The following is a 16,550-nucleotide window of genomic DNA, read 5'->3' as shown; positions in this document are numbered from 1 at the left end:
GCTTCAATCCAACAGCAGGAGCGCTCGATGGCACGTCTACCCACCTATTTCGTCTCGCACGGCGGCGGCCCGTGGCCTTGGATGCGCGAGCAGTACGGCACTGCCTACGACCAGCTGGCCGCTTCGCTTGCCGCGCTACGGACCGAGGCCGGCGACGCGGTGCGTGCGGTGCTGGTCGTGACTGCCCACTGGGAGACGCCGCAGTTCATGGTGTCGTCCGGCACGGCGCCCGGCATGATCTACGACTACGGCGGCTTTCCGCCGCATACCTACCAGGTCAAGTACCCGGCCCCCGGCGAGCCGGCGCTGGCGCGGCGCGTGGCCGACCTGCTCGAGGCCGCGGGCCACCCGGCCGCGCTGGACGCCGAACGCGGTTTCGATCATGGCACGTTCTCGATGCTGTACCCGGTCTATCCGGAAGCGCGCATGCCGGTGGTGCAGCTGTCGATCCGGCGCGACCTGGATCCGGCCACCCACCTGGCGGCGGGCCGTGCGCTGGCGCTGCTCCGCGACGAGGGCATCCTGATCATCGGCAGCGGGTTGTCGTACCATAACCTGCGCCAGTTCGGGCCGAACGGGCGGGAGGCGTCACGCGCTTTCGACGGCTGGCTGCAGCACGCGCTGCTCGAACTCGATCCGGCGCAACGTGAGCAGGCCTTGCTGCGCTGGGATGCGGCGCCGATGGCGCGGGCGGCGCATCCGCGCGAGGAGCACCTGATTCCACTGATGGTGGCATTGGGGGCGGCCGAACAGGAGGCGGCCGCCTGCGTCTATCATGAAGACGCGTTCATGGGGAATCTGGCGGTGTCGAGTTTCAGGTTCGGGGCGACGCCAGCGGCGTGATCACGTCCCGCGCTTGCCGCGCGCCGCTTCTTCGGCCTTGGCGGCTGCCTTCTCGGCCGCGATACGTGCTTTTTCGGCCATCTCGGCCTCGTGCTGCGCCAGGCTGGCCGCGCGCGATTCCGGCGTCTCGAGGCTGATGCGGCCGAGCGCGCCCTGGCGGTAATCCTGCAGCAGCGTGTGCGCCGCCTTTTCGTAATCGAAATCGCCGCCGCGCACGCGAAAACCCCGGCGCTGGGCCACGCCCTCGATCACAGCCACGCCGTCCATCCCTTCGGTCTTGAAACCGTAGCGCGCGCTCAAGAGCTGCGGATAGCGCTGCAGCAGCAGCTCGCCCAGGTATTCGGCCACTTCTTCCTCGACCAGCGCATTGGTGCCGATCGCGTGGCTGGCGGCCAGCATCAGGCCGTCGCTGGCCATGGCGATCTTCGGCCACAGCATGCCCGGAGTGTCGACCAGCACCACGTTCTTGTTCAGGTACAGGCGCTGCTGGGTCTTGGTCACGGCCGGCTCGTCGCCCACCTTGGCCACGCGCTTCTTTAAAAGCGCGTTCATCAGTGTTGATTTTCCTACATTTGGGATGCCCATGATCATGATCCGCAGCGGCTTGGTCGGCACGCCGCGATGCGGCGCCAGCGACAGGGCCAGGTCCGGAATGCGGGCGACGTCGGCCGGCTTCTTGGTCGTCATCGGATAGGCGGTCACGCCGTCCTGGGCGTCGTAATAGGCTTTCCAGGCGGCGGTCGCGTTCGGGTCGGCCAGGTCGATCTTGTTCAAGACCTTCAGGCAAGGGCGCTGGCGGAACTTGCGCAGCTCTTCCACCAGCGGGTTGCAGCTCGCCTCGGGCAGGCGCGCATCGAGGACCTCGATCACCAGATCGATGTTTTCCATCTGCTCGGCCGCTTCCCGCTTGGCCGCGTTCATGTGGCCAGGGAACCATTGAATCGACATACTATTGCTCTCTTAATCTTTCGTCCAAGGCGCTATTTTACGCTGAGCGTCGACACAAACGTAGCGGCGCAGCCACAAGGCCTCTTTCCATCGCGCACACCGTTGAGCTATTGCAACACTGATGACATATTCCGCGCGCACACTGCTCTCTTGCCTGCACAAGACGGAGATGGGAATGCGCGTACGGGAAAAACTGAAACGGTCGCTGGCGCGCTGGTATGGCGTGCTGATGCTGTGCTGCGCCATCGCGGTGTCGGCGATGGTCGAGCAATTGCCCCTGCTTCCCTACTGAGCCTTCCCGCAGTCGGCCGGCGGCAGCGGCGCCTGCGGATCGAAGCGCGCCAGCCGCGTCCGCGCCGCGGCGCGGTCTTTCGCGTACTCGGCCAGGTAGCGGCTGCGTTCCTCGCTCTGCCACTCGGCATCCGGCACGCCGGCCAGCGAACGGGTGCGGCTGGCAAACACCTTGCCCTCCAGGCGCGGCAACAGCAGGCGGTCGGGATCGACATTTTCGCGCAGCAGATAGCCCTCGACGTCGCGCAGCAGCAGCGGCAGGCGCGGCGCGCCGTCGTGCAGCAGCTTGCCGTGCACCCTGAGCCGCACCTGCTGCGCGCCCTGCCCCAGCACCTCGTTGAAGGTGGCCAGCGCGAACGGGCGGCCGTCCGCATCGTCGACGCGGCCCGTGACCACGTAGCGTCCGGGCAGGCGCACCTCCAGCGGCAGCGCGAACTGCAGCGCGCCGCCGTCGACCGCCTCGCGCGGCGCCCCGCTCCAGGTGGCCGGCGACTGCGGCGAGTAAATGACGTCGAACAGGACGAAACCTTCGCGGCCGCCGGCCTGGTAGCGCACCTCGAGCCGGATGGTGCCGTGAAAACCCGCCAGCGCCGTTTGCGCCGGCGCGAGTGTCCCCTGCCAGGCGCCGCCTTGTTCAGCGAACGGCACGGCGACCTGCGGCGCCGGGCGGCTCGGCCCATAGGTCATGCCCTGGGCCAGCGCGCGCGTGACGACCAGCGGCAGCGGCTGGCCGCCCCCATCCACCGCGCGCAGCGAGAAGCGGGCCTCTTCGCCGGCCGCCAGGTAGACCCGCGACTGCGCGGTCTGCAGCTGGACCTCGGGATGGCTGTCGCCGCCCTCGGCCCGCATCGGGTTGGTCTCGAGCAGCGGCTGGTTCGGGTACAGCTGGTCGGAATGGTGGCCGGCCGGCCGCGAATCGTGCGGATAGCGCGAATGCGCCAGGTAGCTGCAATAGGTGTGATCGGTCAGGCGCACCTGTTCGACCAGCTGGCGCCGGCGCGCGGCGCGGTCTTCACGCCGAGGCGCGACGGGCCGCGCCTCGGCAATGGGAGGCGCGGACTGCGGCGCCGGCGCCGCGTCGGGCACCGCCTCGCCCTTGTCCGCCAGGACGATCAGCCCCAGGCCGATGCAGCCCCCCACGCCCGCCGCGGCCGGCCAGCGCCAACGCCGACGCCAAGCCATCCTGTGCCCCTAGTTGGCGGTGTCGACCATCGCCTGGCGCACGACCCCGATGATGCCCTCCCAGTTGCCGTCGGCGTAGTGGTCGAAGTCTTCGCCGTCGTCGCGGAAGGCGACCGAGTGCCAGCTCCACTTGACGCTGCCGCCCTGGTTCGGTTCGGTGCCATAGCGCAGGTCGTCGCAGAACCAGTCGCCCGGATTGCAGAGCGAACGGCCGGAGTTGCCGGCCGCGCCGCCGCTGCTGTGATAGGCCACCACCTCGTCATCCTGGCCCGGCAGCAGGAAGGAGTACAAGGTGCCGCGCGCGCCGGCGTAGCGGTAGAACCAGATATTGCGGGTGTCGTTGTGGTTGTACATGGCGCGCGCGGTGCCGGTGCGCAGGTCTTGCACCAGCGGCTCGGAGGTGGTCCAGGCGCCGGCATTGGCCAGTTCGGAGCCGCCCGCGGCGCCCGAGGCCGTCCTGACCCACTTGATGTTCCAGCCGCCCTGCACGCCGCCCGCGTCGCCGCAGACGCCGGCCGCATTGGCCGTGGCGTTCTTGACCGCGCGCGTGGTGCCGCCGAAGTTGGCCAGCGTGTACCCCAGCAGCAGCTCGCCCGCGCTGTAGGCCGCGATATAGCACCAGTTCTGGCCGGTGCAGAAGCAGTCGAGCGCGTCGCGCACGCGCAGGCTCTGCGACGAGATGCTGCTGTAGCCGTCCCAGTTGACGGCCTTCTTGTTGACGCCGGCGGGCGTGGTATCCGGCCCCCAGTAGCGGAAATCGGCGTAGTTGCCGGGACTGCCACCGCTGTTGCGGCCGTTGATCCAGAGGGTGTAGTTGGCAGCCTCAGCGATGCCGGCGGCTGATAGCAAGCAGAGCGCACACAGGGTGTGTTTCTTGTTCATCTTCGTCTCCTCTACGCAAGCCGGACAAAGGCCGGTCATGCGTTAGTGCGCGCGAGGAGCCGCTGAGTTCCGCGACCGGCGCCGTTGCCTACTCGAGGTCGGCCATCACCTTCAGGTGCGCCACCACGCTGCGGCCCAGCGCCGACAGGTCGTAGCCGCCCTCCAGGCAGCTCACCACGCGCCCGCCGGCGTGCTCTTTCGCCACCGCCATGATCTGGCGCGTGATCCAGGCATAGTCGGCCTCCACCAGGCCCATGCCGCCCATGTCGTCGTCGCGGTGGCCGTCGAAGCCGGCCGAGATGAAGATCATCTGCGGCTTGAAGGCGTGCAGGGCCGGCAGCCAGTGTTCGCGCACCAGGGCGCGCACCGCCTCGCCGTCGCTGCGCTCGGGCACCGGCAGGTTGACGCGGTTGGCCGTGACCGGTTCGACCTCGCTGTAGGGATAGAACGGATGCTGGAAGAAGCTGGCCATCAGCACGCGCGGATCGTCGCGGAAGGCGTCGGCGGTGCCGTTGCCGTGGTGGACGTCGAAATCGACGATGGCGACCCGCTCGAGTCCGTGGGCCTCGAGCGCATGGCGCGCCGCGATCGCGACGTTGTTGAAGAAGCAGAACCCCATCGGTTCGGTCGGCGTGGCATGGTGGCCGGGCGGGCGCACCGAGCAGAAGGCGTTGGAGACGCTGCCCTTGATGACGTCGTCGGTGGCGGCCACCGCGGCGCCGGCCGCGCGCAGCGCCGCCTGGTAGCTGTAATGACAGAGCGAGGTGTCGCCGTCGAGCGGGTAATAGTCGCCAGGCGTGGCCGGCACGTGGTCGCGCACCAGCGCCAGCGCCCCTTGCGTATGGTTGCGCAAGACCTGCTCGACCTCGGCCAGCGGCGCGCTGCGCTGCTCGATCAGCCCGTCCAGCCGGGCCAGGATCAGCTGGTCGTCGATCGCCTGCAGGCGGGCCGGGGATTCGGGGTGCCAGCTGCCCATTTCGTGCCGCAGGCAGTCCGGGTGGCTGTAAATCGCTGTGCTCATGGTGCTCTCGTCTCCGACTATGCTCATCCATTCACACCCTGCGCCGCCGTTCTCGCATAGAATCTTCTGGAACGGCTGGCAGTGGCCAGGGCATGAAGCTTGCCAATGGCGCTAATCTACCACGGCAGGCCGCGGCCCCGCTCGTCCGCTGCCATGGCAAGCGCACGCCGAACGACGCATCGATCAATTCACGGAAAATCCATGTTCAACAAATTGCACGCCGTCGCACGCCAGGTCAACGAAGTCGTGGTCGGCAAGGACCAGCAGGTGCGCCTGGCCCTGACCTGCCTGCTGGCCGGCGGCCACCTGCTGCTGGACGACCTGCCGGGCGTGGGCAAGACCACGCTGGCGCATGCGCTGGCGATCTCGCTCGGCCTGCGCTTCAACCGGGTCCAGTTCACCAGCGACCTGCTGCCGGCGGACGTGGCCGGCATCTCGGTCTACGAGCGCGACAAGAACGAGTTCGTGTTCCATCCCGGACCCATCTTCACCCAGGTGCTGCTGGCCGACGAGATCAACCGCGCCACGCCCAAGACCCAGTCGGGCCTGCTCGAGGCGATGGAAGAACGCCAGGTGTCGGCCGACGGCGTCACGCGGCCGCTGCCCGAGCCGTTCTTCGTGATCGCGACCCAGAACCCGGCCAACCAGGTCGGCGTGTTCCCGCTGCCCGAATCGCAGCTCGACCGCTTCCTGATGTGCCTGAGCCTGGGTTATCCGGACGCCGCCGCCGAGCGCGCGCTCCTGATGGGCGAAGACCGGCGCAGCATGCTCAAGACCCTCCAGCCGGCCATGCTGCCCGAGGAACTGGCCCAGGCCCAGCGCCAGCTGCGCGAGATCCACGCGTCAGGCAACCTGGTCACCTATGTGCAGGCGCTGGCCCAGGCGTCGCGCCAGAACGGCCTGTTCGCCGAAGGCCTGTCGCCGCGCGCCGCGATCGCCCTGCTGCAGGCCGGCCGCGCCTGGGCCGCGCTGGAAGGGCGCGACCACGTGATCCCGGAAGACATCCAGGCCGTGCTGGTGCCGGTCTGCGCGCACCGCCTGCGGCCCCTGCGCGCCGCCCACGGCACCGCGCTGGCCAGCCGCGACCTGGTGCTGCAGCTGCAGAAGGCGGTGCCGGTCTGATGGGGCAGACGGCGCAGAAGGTCTGGGGGCTGCGCGGGCGGCTGCGCCGCGCGACCGGCGCCTGGCTGCCGCGCGCCGGCACGCTCGACGCCGGAGAGGTGGTGCTCAGGCAGCGCCGCGTGTTCATCCTGCCGAGCCGGGCCGGCCTGGGCTTTGCCCTGCTGCTGGCGGTGCTGTTGATCGGCTCGGTCAATTATGCGCTCGGCCTGGGCTTCGGCCTGACCTTTCTTGCGCTGTCATGCGCGCTGGTCGACATGGTCGCCACCTACCGCAACCTGGCGCACCTGGCCCTACAGCAGGGCCGGGTCGCGCCCGTGTTCGCCGGCCAGGAAGTCCAGTTCGAACTGCAGGTGTTCAACCGCACGCGGCTGGCGCGCTACGCCATCCGGGCCGATTTCGCCGACGTCGCCAATGTCGACGATATGCGCCACGTGGCAGACATCGCGCCCGGCAACCACGCGATCCTGACCTTGTCGGCGCCGACCCTGCAGCGCGGCTGGCTGGCGCCGGCCCGGGTCAAGCTGTCGACGCGCTTTCCGCTCGGCCTGTTCACCGCCTGGAGCTACTGGCGCCCGGCCGCGCGCGCCCTGGTCTATCCGCGCCCCGAGGAAGGCGCGCCGAGCCTGCCGCTGGGCGGGGGCAGCGGGGCCAGCCTGCGCGCCGCCGGCCACGACGACTTCGCCGGCGTGCGCAACTACCAGGCCGGCGATTCGCCGCGCCAGCTGGCCTGGCGCCAGATCGCCCGGCTCGACCCCAGCATCGGCGGCGCCCTGGTGTCGAAGCATTTCGAGGGCGGCGGAGGCGACCAGCTGGTGCTCGACTTCGATGCCCTGCCCGCCACGCTCGACCTCGAGCTGCGCCTGTCGCGCCTGACGCGCTGGGTGCTGGAGGCGGAAAGCCGCGCCCTGCCCTATGCCTTCCGCCTCGGCGCGCTGCGCTTGCCCGCCGCCCTGGGCGCGGCCCACCAGGCGGCCTGCCTCCGCGCGCTGGCGCTGCATGGGCTGGAGAACGACATGGGGGAAGCGGCATGAAACTCCTGGCCACGCCGCTCACCCGCGACAAGGCCGACACCCTGCTGCTGCTGGGCAGCGCGGTGCTGGTGCTGGCGCCGCATACCCTGCACCTGCCGCTGTGGGTCTCGCTGCTGTGCGGCGCCACCCTGGCCTGGCGCGCCGCGATCACCCTGCGCGGCAAGCGCATGCCGCCGGCCCTGGTGCTGCTGCCGGTGGCGGTGGCCGCGATAGCCGGCGTGCAGTTCAGCTACGAGACCCTGCTCGGCAAGGATGCCGGGGTGGCGATGCTGGTGCTGCTGGTCGCCTTCAAGATGCTCGAGATGCATGCGCGGCGCGACCTGTTCGTCGTGATCTTCCTGTGCTTCTTCCTGGTGCTGACCAACTTCTTCTATTCCCAGGGGATCGGCACCGCCCTGTTGACGATCGCCTCGGTGCTGCTATTGCTCGCGACTCAACTTTCGTTCCAGTTCGCAGGCAGGGTGCCGCCGCTGCGCACCCGCCTGGCGATGGCCGGCCGCATGCTGGCCTTCGCCCTGCCGATCGCGATCGTGCTGTTCGTGGTCTTCCCGCGCATCCACGGCCCGCTGTGGACCATGCCGGGCGATTCAGGCGGCGGTTCGCGCTCGGGCCTGTCCGATACGATGGCGCCGGGCCAGATGTCGAACCTGGCCTTGTCCGAGGAGCCGGCCTTCCGCGTGCGCTTCCTGACGCCGCCCCCGGTGCAGACCCAGCTCTACTGGCGCGGCCCGGTGCTCGACTTCTTCGACGGCCTGACCTGGTCGCGCGGCGCCAGCCAGGCCTCCGGCCGCGACCTGCACCTGGCGGTGCATGGCGACCCGGTCGACTACGAGGTCACGCTGGAACCCTCGCAGTCGCGCTGGGTGTTTACGCTGGAGATGCCGGGCGAGCTGCCGCAGGTGGCGGGCCACGAACTGCGCCTCTCGCCGCAGTTCGAGCTGACCGCGAACGAGGCGCTCTCCAGCCGGGTGCGCTATCGCGCCAGCTCGCACCTGCAGTTCGCCTTCCAGGGCGGGCCGGCCCTGGACGACGCCCGCCGCTGGCTGCTGCTGCCGTATGGCTTCAACCCGCGCGCGCTGGCCGCCGGGCGCGCGCTGCGCCGGCTGCCCGATCCGGCGCAGCGGGTCGAGGCCGTGCTGGCGCAGTTCCGCGAGCAGCCTTTCGAATACACGCTGGCGCCGCCGCTGCTGGGCCGGCACACGGTCGACGAATTCCTGTACGGCACCCGCTCGGGCTTTTGCGAACACTATTCGGGCGCCTTCGTGTTCCTGCTGCGCGCGGCCGGCGTGCCGGCGCGCGTGGTGACCGGCTACCAGGGCGGCGAGATCAATCCCCTCGACGGCTTCATGACCGTGCGCCAGTCCGATGCCCACGCCTGGGCCGAAGTCTGGATCGCGGGCATCGGCTGGCAGCGGGTCGACCCGACCGCGGCGGTGGCGCCCGAGCGCGTGCGGCGCGGCCTGGACGCCTCGGTGCCGCGCCCGGCGCCGTTCGGCATCGAGGCGCTGCGCGGCATGAATCCGTTCCAGGGCGGCGCCAACGCCTGGCTGGCCCAGCTGCGCAACGCCGTCGGCGCCGTCAACAACGGCTGGAACCAGTGGGTGCTCAACTATACGCCGGAGCGCCAGCGCGACGTCGTGCGCGACTTGCGGCGCAAACTGTCCGGCTGGCCTTTTATCGCTCTGTTAACGTCTGTTGCCCTGGGCCTCGCCCTGCTGGTCTTTTTGCGCCGCCGCCGGGAAATCCACCCGGTCGATGCTCTATACTCGACCCTGTGCAAGCGTCTCGGCCAACTGGGCCTGGCGCGCGCGCAGGACGAAGGACCGAGCGCCTACGCGGCGCGGGTCGCCGGCGCCAGCGAGCTGGCGCCTCAAACGCGCGCGGCGGCGCAGGAATTCCTGCGTCGTTACAGCGCCTGGCGCTACGCGCCCCCGACAACCGATCCCCGGCTTACCGCCACCTTGAAAAGCTTATTGTCGCAAGTCAGATGAAATCGATCGCAATCCTGTTTTCCGCGCTCGCGCTTGCCGCCGGCGCGCATGGCGATGCCCTCGCCGCTCCCCAGACCACCTCGACCCAGGCCGCCATGACGCTGGCGGCCGACCAGGACCCGGAACACGTGAACTTCGTCGAATGGCTGCCGGTGCGCGAGTTCATCGAAGAGATGGTCACGCAGCACGGCTTCGAGCGCGAGGCGCTGCATACCCTGTTCGGCCAGGTCCGTTTCATCGACCGCGCCGTGCAGCTGGTCAAGCCGGCGCCGCCGGGCAAGCCGAAGAACTGGCAAGCCTATAGCGCGCGCTTCATCGAGCCGATCCGCATCCGCGCCGGCGTGCGCTTCTGGAACGAGAATGCCGATGCGCTGGCGCGCGCCGAGGCGGCCTATGGCGTGCCGGCCGAGATCATCGTCGGCATCATCGGCATCGAGACCATCTATGGCCGCGATACCGGCAAGTTCCGCGTGCTGGACAGCCTGACCACGCTCGCCTTCGCCTATCCGGAAGCGCCGAACCAGGCCGCGCGCAAGGCCTTCTTCCGCGAAGAGCTGGCCAATACCCTGGTGCTGGCGCGCGAGCGCGGCTACGATCCGTTCTCGCTGCTGGGCTCGTTCGCCGGCGCGGTCGGGATGCCGCAGTTCATGCCGAGCAATATTCTCAAGTACGGCGTCGACTTCGACAGCGACGGCCGGGTCGACCTGCGCGGTTCGGCCACCGATGCGATCGGCAGTGTGGCCAATTTCCTGGTCCAGCATGGCTGGAATGCCGAACACCGCGGCCCGACCGTGTTCGCGGCCGACGTCTCGCCGGCACGCGCCTGGGAGGGCTTGCTCGGGCGCGGCCTGGAAGCCACCCTGCGCCCGGAAGAGCTGCGCGAAGCGGGCGTGAGCACGGGGACGACGCTGCCGGGCGACCGCCTGTACGGCCTGATCGACCTGCAAAACGGCGCCGAGGCAACGGAATACTGGGTGGCGAACGATAACTTCTATGCCATCACCAAATACAATCGCAGTTACTTCTATGCCATGTCGGTCGTCGACCTGGGGCGTGCAGTGCGGGCGGCACGGCCTGGCTGAGTCTTTCCAGGCGGGAAATTTTGTAATCTTTTGTAACAGGTTTCCCGCTTTCCTTTTCCGTTGTTCGTAGGCATCCTCCTACATACCCCCCAGGGGTATCCGCCGACAACATTGTTGTGTCCGTGACAAAAATAGCACTGATGGCAACATACCCCCCAGTTTCTTTCCATTTCGTCAGCAAATATCGTACCGTGCGGCATCAAATGCTGGATGCCCGTACACTGGTCATTAAATAAAAAACAATATATTTCCCCAGTGACTTTGTGAGAGAATTGCATTGCGGCTATTGTTGCAATGAGACAACAAAATCCGAGGTGAGAAAAATGATTCCGACTTGCTCATGAGTATCGGAATAAAAATAGTTGTACAATTGAATAGAAAATTACGAAATTAAACTTCCGGAATCGAACGCCGCCAGCGACTCCGTTTCAACCCCAGATAGGAATTTGAATCATGACTAACCAAGTCGGCATTGATATGAACAGCGATTCGGAAGGCGATGAACTGCTTCAGTACAACCCGAACCGCCTGCTCGACACCCTGATCGAGAACCTGCGCCTGAAAAACGACGCGGCACTGTCGCGCGCCCTCGAAGTCGCGCCGCCGGTGATCTCGAAGATCCGCCACCATCGCCTGCCGGTCGGCGCTTCGCTGCTGATCCGCATGCACGAAGTCAGCGACCTGTCGATCCGCGACCTGCGCTACCTGATGGGCGACCGCCGTGCGAAGTTCCGCATCAGCGACAAGCAGTTCAAGCCGAAGGAAGGCGCGGTCCCGGCAGCCAAGGACTGAGTCGTCGCGGGCGCGGCAGTTGGCGCCCGGGCTTCTCTCCTGACGGGATGGGCGGCGCCTTGCGCGCCGCCGGATGAGTAGTGCGTACGCCCGCGCGGGCGTACGAGCCGCCGCATTGGCGGACGACCGGATATCGTCGGCGACATGCCAACTGAACGGTCTATGCAGTCCCAGCGACTGATACAACAAGGCCGCCTGTTACCCAGGCGGCCTTTTTCATTGCGCGGCGCCGTTCAGGCCGGGAAGACGCCGGTCGACAGGTAGCGGTCGCCGCGGTCGCACACCACGAACACGATGGTCGCGTTTTCGACCGTCTGGGCGATGCGCAGCGCGACTTCGCAGGCGCCGGCGGCGGAGATGCCGCAGAAGATGCCCTCTTCGGCGGCCAGCCGGCGCGCCATCTGTTCGGCGGACGCCTGGCTCACGCTCTCGACCTGGTCGACGCGCGCCGCCTCGTAGATCTTCGGCAGGTAGGCTTCGGGCCATTTGCGGATGCCCGGGATCGACGAGCCTTCCTCGGGCTGGGCGCCGATGATGCGGATGGCCTCGTTCTGTTCCTTCAGGTAGCGCGACACGCCCATGATGGTGCCGGTGGTGCCCATGGCGCTGACGAAGTGCGTGATGCGGCCTTCGGTGTCGCGCCAGATTTCGGGACCGGTGCTCTCGTAGTGCGCGCGTGGATTGTCGAAGTTGGCGAACTGGTCGAGGATGATGCCCTGGCCATCCTTTTGCATCTGCTCGGCCATGTCGCGCGCGTATTCCATGCCGCCCGATTTCGGCGTCAGAATGATTTGCGCGCCATACGCGGCCATGCTCTGGCGGCGCTCGACCGACAGGTTGTCGGGCATCAGGAGGATCATCTTGTAGCCGAGGATCGCGGCCGCCATCGCCAGCGCGATGCCGGTATTGCCGCTGGTGGCTTCGATCAGCGTGTCGCCCGGCTTGATCTGGCCGCGCAGCTCGGCGCCGCGCAGCATCGACATGGCGGCGCGGTCCTTCACCGAGCCGGCCGGGTTATTGCCTTCCAGCTTGCCCAGGATGATGTTGTTGCGGGCCGCGATGTCGGCGCCGGGCAGGCGCTGCAGCTGCACGAGCGGCGTGTTGCCGATCGTGGCTTCGATGGTCTTGTAAGCCATTGCTTTCTCTATTCCTTGCGAAACCAAAGCGCCATTTTAATCCGAGAAGCAATACGGCGTTTGCGCATGGTTCCAACATACCCTGCCGGACATCTTCCGACAGGGCGAGGAAGCGTGGCGTACGCCGGTTCAGCGCAGCGGCAGCGGATAGGTCGCCGGGCTGACGTTGCCGTCCTTGTCGACCGCCTGCACGCCGAAGAACACATTGTCCTTCGACAGGTCGACCGTCGCTTCCGTGACGTTGCCGACCCACTTCGAGCCTTCCCAGTTCGCGCTGGTGGTGTCGCGCCACACGAGGCGGTAGCCGGCCAGGTCGGGTTCAAGATTGGCCTTCCACACCAGGGTCGAATCGTTGGTCAGCCCGGCGGTGCGCAGCTTCACTTCCTGTGGCGCGGATGGCGCCAGCGCCAGCGACGCCATGGCGGCGCCATTCACCCTGGTCACGTTGGCCACATAGCGGAAGTCGACGTGGTCGAGCGTGTCGCCATACACCTTGCCGTTTTCGGTGCGCAGGTCCTGGTGCTGGTGGTCGAAGTTCTCGGCCGGCTCGGTGAAGCGCAGCGCGGCATAGCCCTGCTCCAGGAACGGCATGTGGTCACCGCCGCGCAGGTAGCGGTCGTGGCGCTGGATGACGGACACCTTGAAGCCCTTCACGTAGCGCTCGCCCTGCTCCTTGGTGTGGCGCGCGAGCTGGCGCGAGATCGAATCGTTCTCGCCGCCGGTGGCCACCAGCTGGCGCACGGCCTCGCTCATTTCCTTGGTCGCCGGGATGCTCTGGGCGAACAGGCGCACCGATTTGTCGTCGACCTTGCCGTCGTCGCCGCGCGAGCTGCCGATGATGTCGTTGGTGAACATGCCGGCCACGTTCCAGCCCTTCTCGCGCGCCTGGGTCGCCCAGTGGCGGGCGCCGATCAGGCCCTGCTCCTCGGCCGCGACGGCCATGAACACGAGCGTGGCGTCGAACTTGTGCTTGGCCATCACGCACGCCAGCTCCATGATGGCGGCGGTGCCCGAGGCGTCGTCATTGGCGCCCGGCGCATCCGAGGTGAAGTCCATCACGTCCGAGGCGCGCGAGTCGTAGTGGCCGCTCACGACGTACATGCGGTCCTTCGAGGCCGCCTGCGTGCCCGGCAGGGTCGCGACCACGTTGACGATCTCGGTCGGCTTCGAGATGCGCGCCGAGACCGGCGCCACATGGCTGTCGAAGGCCACCTGCAGCGGCGTGCCGGCGCCGCAGCGCTCCAGCTCGGCCTTGATCCAGCGGCGCGCGGCGCCGATGCCGCGCGTATTCGATTCGGTTTCCGACATCGTGTGGCGGGTGCCGAAGCTGACCAGCTTGCGGATATGGCTTTCGATACGCTGCTGCGAAATTTCGCCCAGGATCTTGTTGATTTGGGCTTGCTGGGCGGTGATGTTCGGCTGGGCCGGGGTGGCGGCAGAAGCCGTCGCGGACGCGGCCAGCAGGGCCGCCAGCAAGGCGGTGGAAACACGGGCGTGAGGCATGATGACCTTTCTGGTATTGATGTGCAAGCTGTAACAGATGAGCTTGCACATCTTGCCACGCAGCCGCGGGAATGTCAGTCAATACATGTCATCTGGCGATCACAGGGCTGCCTTGGCGTCGGCCGTCTGGCTCGGCTTGGCGTCCTTCGCGACCGGCTTGGCCGCGGCGCCTTCCTTGCCCTTGCCGTTGACCACCAGGCCGGCCTCGGACAGCTTGGCCGCCTTCTTGTCACCCAGGCCCTTGACCCGTCCCTGCAGGTCGGCCCAGTCCTTGAACTCGCCCTTGGCGCGTTCGTCCAGGATGGCCTTGGACATGCTCGGTCCCACACCCTTCACGCCGTCGAGCGCCACGGCATCGGCCTTGTTGACGTCGACCTGGGCGAAAGCAAACCCAGCCGAGGCGACCAGCGCGGCGACCGCCAGCATCAGATTCTTGATCATTGCATGTTCTCCGTAAGTGAATGCTCCCGACGGCGGGGCGCCGCCGGTGTTCACTTAGACGGATGACCCCGGCTATTGTTGGGGCCCGGGGACTGAGCGCGATCAAGCGTCAGGCGGGAAACAACTCCTCGCGCGTCACGGTAGCGGTGCCCAGCTTGCCGACCACGATGCCGCCGGCGCGGTTGGCGGTGACCAGGGCCTCGGCCAGCGGCGCGCCGGTGCCGAGCATGGTGGCTAGCGTGGCGATCACGGTGTCGCCGGCGCCCGAGACATCGAACACTTCGCGCGCATCGGCATGCACGTGCAGCACCTCGTCCTTCGTGAACAGGCTCATGCCTTCTTCGGAGCGGGTCAGCAGCAGCGCGTCCAGGCTGAGCTCTTCGCGCAGCTTCTGCGCCTTCTCGAGCAATTGCTCTTCGGTCTTCCAGCCCCCCACCACGCGCTGCAGCTCGGAGCGGTTCGGGGTCAGGATGCTCGCGCCCCGGTACGGCGTGAAATCGTCGCCCTTCGGATCGACCAGTACGATCTTGCCGGCGGCGCGCGCCAGCGCGATCATCTCGGCCACGTTGACCAGGGCGCCCTTGTTGTAGTCGGACAGGACGATCACGTCGTAGTCGGGCAGCAGCGCCTTGAATTGGGTGAGCTTGTCGCGCAGGACGTTCTCGGTCGGCGCATCCTCGAAGTCGATGCGCACCATCTGTTGCTGGCGGCCGATCACGCGCAGCTTGATGATGGTCGAGATCGCCTCGTCGCGCTTCAGGTAGCTGTGGATGCCGCCATCCTGCAGCAATTGTTCCATCTGGTCGCCCGCCTCGTCGGCGCCGGCCACGCCCAGCAGGCCCGTGTGGGCGCCGAGCGCGGCGGCGTTGCGCGCCACGTTGGCGGCGCCGCCCAGGCGCTCTTCGCGCTTCTCGATGCGCACCACCGGCACCGGGGCCTCGGGCGAGATGCGCGAGACGTCGCCGAACCAGTAGCGGTCGAGCATGACGTCGCCCACCACCAGCAGGCGCACGGAAGACAGTTGCGGGGCCGCCTGCTGGCGGAAATCGTCGGCCGCCAGCAGGCGGCTTGGAGTCGGCTTGTTCATCGTGCTCAGTTCATGACGTTCAGTTCTTCGGTGCGGCGCGGCGGGTAGGAATCCCAGCGGTTGCACCCCGGGCAATGCCAGTAGAACTGGCGCGCCTTGAAGCCGCAGTGGCTGCACTGGTAGCGCGCCAGCTTCTGGGTATAGCGCTGCACCAGGTTCTTGACCATCGACAGCTCTTCCCAGATATTCGCCGGCGCATCCATCAGGCGCGCTTCCAGCAGTTTATCCAGCCCCAGCAGGGTCGGATTGCGGCGCAGCTCTTCGACCACCAGTTCCTTGGCGGCCTGCACGCCATCGAGCTCGATGACGGCCTTGAACACGACTTCGATCAGGTCGATCGACGAGGCCTCGGCCAGATACGATTTGAGCAGGTTGACGCCTTCCTGCGGGCGGCCCACCTTGCGGTAGCCATCCATCAGGCGGGCAGCCACCAGCGCCACGTGCGGCACGCTCTGCTGCTCGACGCGGCGCCAGGTCTTGAGCGCCTCTTCGACGTCGCCCTGGGCCAGCAGCGCGTCGCCGCGCAGGATGGTGGCGCGCACGCTGTGGCGGTCGGCTTCCAGCGCCTTGTCCAGCAGTTGCATGGCGTCGCTCGGCGCCGTGTGCACCAGCGCGTCCTGGGCCAGTTCGCAATAGAACTGGGCGATTTCCTTCTGGCGCGATCCGGCGCCCGAATCCTGCAGGCCTTCGGCAGCGGCGATGGCGCGCTTCCATTCCTTCTCGCGCTGGTAGATCTCGAGCAGCGAGCGGCGCGCCTTGACCGCATACGAGGTGTCGACCAGCTGGTTGAAGGTTTCCTCGGCGCGGTCCAGCAGGCCGGCCTTCAGGTAATCGATGCCGAGCTCATACTGGGCGTGCGCCTTGTCTTCCGCCGGCAGGTCGGGCCGCGCCAGCAGGTTCTGGTGCACCCGGATCGCGCGCTCGGTTTCGCCGCGGCGGCGGAACAGGTTGCCGAGGGCAAAGTGCATGTCGGCCGATTCGGGGTCGAGCTTGACGATTTCGATGAAGGAATCGATGGCTTTGTCGGGCTGGTCGTTCAGCAGGTGGTTGAGGCCCTTGAAGTAACCGCGTGGCAAGGTACGCGATTCGGAGACCAGTTCGTTGATGTCGACCCGGGCGGCAAGCCAGCCGAGGCCAAAAAAGAATGGGATGCCAAGCAGCATCCAGAGTTCAAATTCCATGGATTTCTAGTGTTGTT

At 67.4% G+C, this 16,550-nt stretch carries 15 protein-coding genes; 6 read left to right on the top strand and 9 right to left on the bottom strand.

Annotated features, from left to right (window positions below; genetic code table 11):
* Positions 1 to 27 precede the first annotated feature (27 nt).
* Complete coding sequence (locus HMPREF9710_RS19095; protein ID WP_005669027.1) at positions 28 to 843, top strand: DODA-type extradiol aromatic ring-opening family dioxygenase; 816 nt, start codon at positions 28 to 30, stop codon at positions 841 to 843.
* Here the strand turns inward: HMPREF9710_RS19095 and ylqF are convergent, their stop codons facing one another.
* From ylqF to HMPREF9710_RS19075, 4 genes are all read right to left on the bottom strand, one after another.
* Positions 844 to 1,791, bottom strand: coding sequence for a ribosome biogenesis GTPase YlqF (gene ylqF / locus HMPREF9710_RS19090; RefSeq protein ID WP_081589963.1), 948 nt, complete (start codon positions 1,789 to 1,791; stop codon positions 844 to 846).
* A 285-nt stretch (positions 1,792 to 2,076) separates the two neighbouring features.
* Positions 2,077 to 3,264 (bottom strand): hypothetical protein, encoded by a 1,188-nt coding sequence (locus HMPREF9710_RS19085; RefSeq protein ID WP_005669021.1) that lies wholly within the window; start codon positions 3,262 to 3,264, stop codon positions 2,077 to 2,079.
* Positions 3,265 to 3,273: 9 nt separating this feature from the next.
* Positions 3,274 to 4,146, bottom strand: a complete 873-nt coding sequence (locus HMPREF9710_RS19080) for a hypothetical protein (protein WP_005669019.1) — start codon at positions 4,144 to 4,146, stop codon at positions 3,274 to 3,276.
* Positions 4,147 to 4,234: 88 nt separating this feature from the next.
* A complete protein-coding gene (locus HMPREF9710_RS19075; protein WP_005669018.1) occupies positions 4,235 to 5,167 on the bottom strand; it encodes a histone deacetylase family protein in 933 nt (310 codons plus the stop codon).
* A gap of 201 nt (positions 5,168 to 5,368) precedes the next feature.
* Here HMPREF9710_RS19075 and HMPREF9710_RS19070 point away from each other — a divergent pair, with 201 nt between their 5' ends.
* The 5 genes from HMPREF9710_RS19070 to HMPREF9710_RS19050 all read left to right on the top strand — a co-directional run bounded on the left by HMPREF9710_RS19070 (position 5,369) and on the right by HMPREF9710_RS19050 (position 11,185).
* Complete coding sequence (locus HMPREF9710_RS19070; protein WP_005669016.1) at positions 5,369 to 6,289, top strand: AAA family ATPase; 921 nt, start codon at positions 5,369 to 5,371, stop codon at positions 6,287 to 6,289.
* Complete coding sequence (locus HMPREF9710_RS19065) at positions 6,289 to 7,320, top strand: DUF58 domain-containing protein (protein WP_005669014.1); 1,032 nt, start codon at positions 6,289 to 6,291, stop codon at positions 7,318 to 7,320. The genes HMPREF9710_RS19070 and HMPREF9710_RS19065 overlap by 1 nt, the downstream gene beginning before the upstream one ends.
* Complete coding sequence (locus tag HMPREF9710_RS19060) at positions 7,317 to 9,311, top strand: transglutaminase TgpA family protein (RefSeq protein ID WP_005669012.1); 1,995 nt, start codon at positions 7,317 to 7,319, stop codon at positions 9,309 to 9,311. Before HMPREF9710_RS19065 ends, HMPREF9710_RS19060 begins: the two co-directional genes overlap by 4 nt.
* Positions 9,308 to 10,393: a lytic murein transglycosylase B gene (mltB, locus tag HMPREF9710_RS19055; protein ID WP_005669010.1), complete on the top strand. Its 1,086-nt coding sequence runs from the start codon at positions 9,308 to 9,310 to the stop codon at positions 10,391 to 10,393. The genes HMPREF9710_RS19060 and mltB overlap by 4 nt, the downstream gene beginning before the upstream one ends.
* 453 nt (positions 10,394 to 10,846) lie before the next feature.
* Positions 10,847 to 11,185 (top strand): hypothetical protein, encoded by a 339-nt coding sequence (locus HMPREF9710_RS19050; RefSeq protein ID WP_005669009.1) that lies wholly within the window; start codon positions 10,847 to 10,849, stop codon positions 11,183 to 11,185.
* A gap of 233 nt (positions 11,186 to 11,418) precedes the next feature.
* Here the strand turns inward: HMPREF9710_RS19050 and cysM are convergent, their stop codons facing one another.
* From cysM to lapB, 5 genes are all read right to left on the bottom strand, one after another.
* Positions 11,419 to 12,321 (bottom strand): cysteine synthase CysM, encoded by a 903-nt coding sequence (gene cysM, locus HMPREF9710_RS19045; RefSeq protein WP_005669006.1) that lies wholly within the window; start codon positions 12,319 to 12,321, stop codon positions 11,419 to 11,421.
* 129 nt (positions 12,322 to 12,450) lie between these two features.
* The gene (locus HMPREF9710_RS19040; RefSeq protein ID WP_157225644.1) at positions 12,451 to 13,824 is read right to left on the bottom strand and encodes a M20/M25/M40 family metallo-hydrolase; all 1,374 of its coding nucleotides are present in this window, start codon (positions 13,822 to 13,824) and stop codon (positions 12,451 to 12,453) included.
* Between the two features lie 99 nt (positions 13,825 to 13,923).
* Complete coding sequence (locus tag HMPREF9710_RS19035; protein ID WP_005669003.1) at positions 13,924 to 14,265, bottom strand: ComEA family DNA-binding protein; 342 nt, start codon at positions 14,263 to 14,265, stop codon at positions 13,924 to 13,926.
* Positions 14,266 to 14,374: 109 nt separating this feature from the next.
* Positions 14,375 to 15,352, bottom strand: a complete 978-nt coding sequence (rfaE1, locus tag HMPREF9710_RS19030; protein ID WP_005669002.1) for a D-glycero-beta-D-manno-heptose-7-phosphate kinase — start codon at positions 15,350 to 15,352, stop codon at positions 14,375 to 14,377.
* Positions 15,353 to 15,357: 5 nt separating this feature from the next.
* A complete protein-coding gene (gene lapB / locus HMPREF9710_RS19025) occupies positions 15,358 to 16,533 on the bottom strand; it encodes a lipopolysaccharide assembly protein LapB (protein WP_005669000.1) in 1,176 nt (391 codons plus the stop codon).
* Positions 16,534 to 16,550: the final 17 nt, after the last annotated feature.

The sequence above is a fragment of the Massilia timonae CCUG 45783 genome (assembly GCF_000315425.1).
Lineage (GTDB): Bacteria > Pseudomonadota > Gammaproteobacteria > Burkholderiales > Burkholderiaceae_D > Telluria > Telluria timonae.
The sequence above is the reverse complement of the archived record's forward strand: the minus strand, read 5'-3'. Positions and strand labels throughout refer to the sequence as shown.

Bases quoted from the DNA above. Each gene is read 5' to 3' on its own strand.
- HMPREF9710_RS19095 (WP_005669027.1), top strand. From the start codon at position 28: ATGGCACGTCTACCCACCTATTTCGTCTCGCACGGCGGCGGCCCGTGG.
- ylqF (WP_081589963.1), bottom strand. From the start codon at position 1,791: ATGTCGATTCAATGGTTCCCTGGCCACATGAACGCGGCCAAGCGGGAA.
- HMPREF9710_RS19085 (WP_005669021.1), bottom strand. From the start codon at position 3,264: ATGGCTTGGCGTCGGCGTTGGCGCTGGCCGGCCGCGGCGGGCGTGGGG.
- HMPREF9710_RS19080 (WP_005669019.1), bottom strand. From the start codon at position 4,146: ATGAACAAGAAACACACCCTGTGTGCGCTCTGCTTGCTATCAGCCGCC.
- HMPREF9710_RS19075 (WP_005669018.1), bottom strand. From the start codon at position 5,167: ATGAGCACAGCGATTTACAGCCACCCGGACTGCCTGCGGCACGAAATG.
- HMPREF9710_RS19070 (WP_005669016.1), top strand. From the start codon at position 5,369: ATGTTCAACAAATTGCACGCCGTCGCACGCCAGGTCAACGAAGTCGTG.
- HMPREF9710_RS19065 (WP_005669014.1), top strand. From the start codon at position 6,289: ATGGGGCAGACGGCGCAGAAGGTCTGGGGGCTGCGCGGGCGGCTGCGC.
- HMPREF9710_RS19060 (WP_005669012.1), top strand. From the start codon at position 7,317: ATGAAACTCCTGGCCACGCCGCTCACCCGCGACAAGGCCGACACCCTG.
- mltB (WP_005669010.1), top strand. From the start codon at position 9,308: ATGAAATCGATCGCAATCCTGTTTTCCGCGCTCGCGCTTGCCGCCGGC.
- HMPREF9710_RS19050 (WP_005669009.1), top strand. From the start codon at position 10,847: ATGACTAACCAAGTCGGCATTGATATGAACAGCGATTCGGAAGGCGAT.
- cysM (WP_005669006.1), bottom strand. From the start codon at position 12,321: ATGGCTTACAAGACCATCGAAGCCACGATCGGCAACACGCCGCTCGTG.
- HMPREF9710_RS19040 (WP_157225644.1), bottom strand. From the start codon at position 13,824: ATGCCTCACGCCCGTGTTTCCACCGCCTTGCTGGCGGCCCTGCTGGCC.
- HMPREF9710_RS19035 (WP_005669003.1), bottom strand. From the start codon at position 14,265: ATGATCAAGAATCTGATGCTGGCGGTCGCCGCGCTGGTCGCCTCGGCT.
- rfaE1 (WP_005669002.1), bottom strand. From the start codon at position 15,352: ATGAACAAGCCGACTCCAAGCCGCCTGCTGGCGGCCGACGATTTCCGC.
- lapB (WP_005669000.1), bottom strand. From the start codon at position 16,533: ATGGAATTTGAACTCTGGATGCTGCTTGGCATCCCATTCTTTTTTGGC.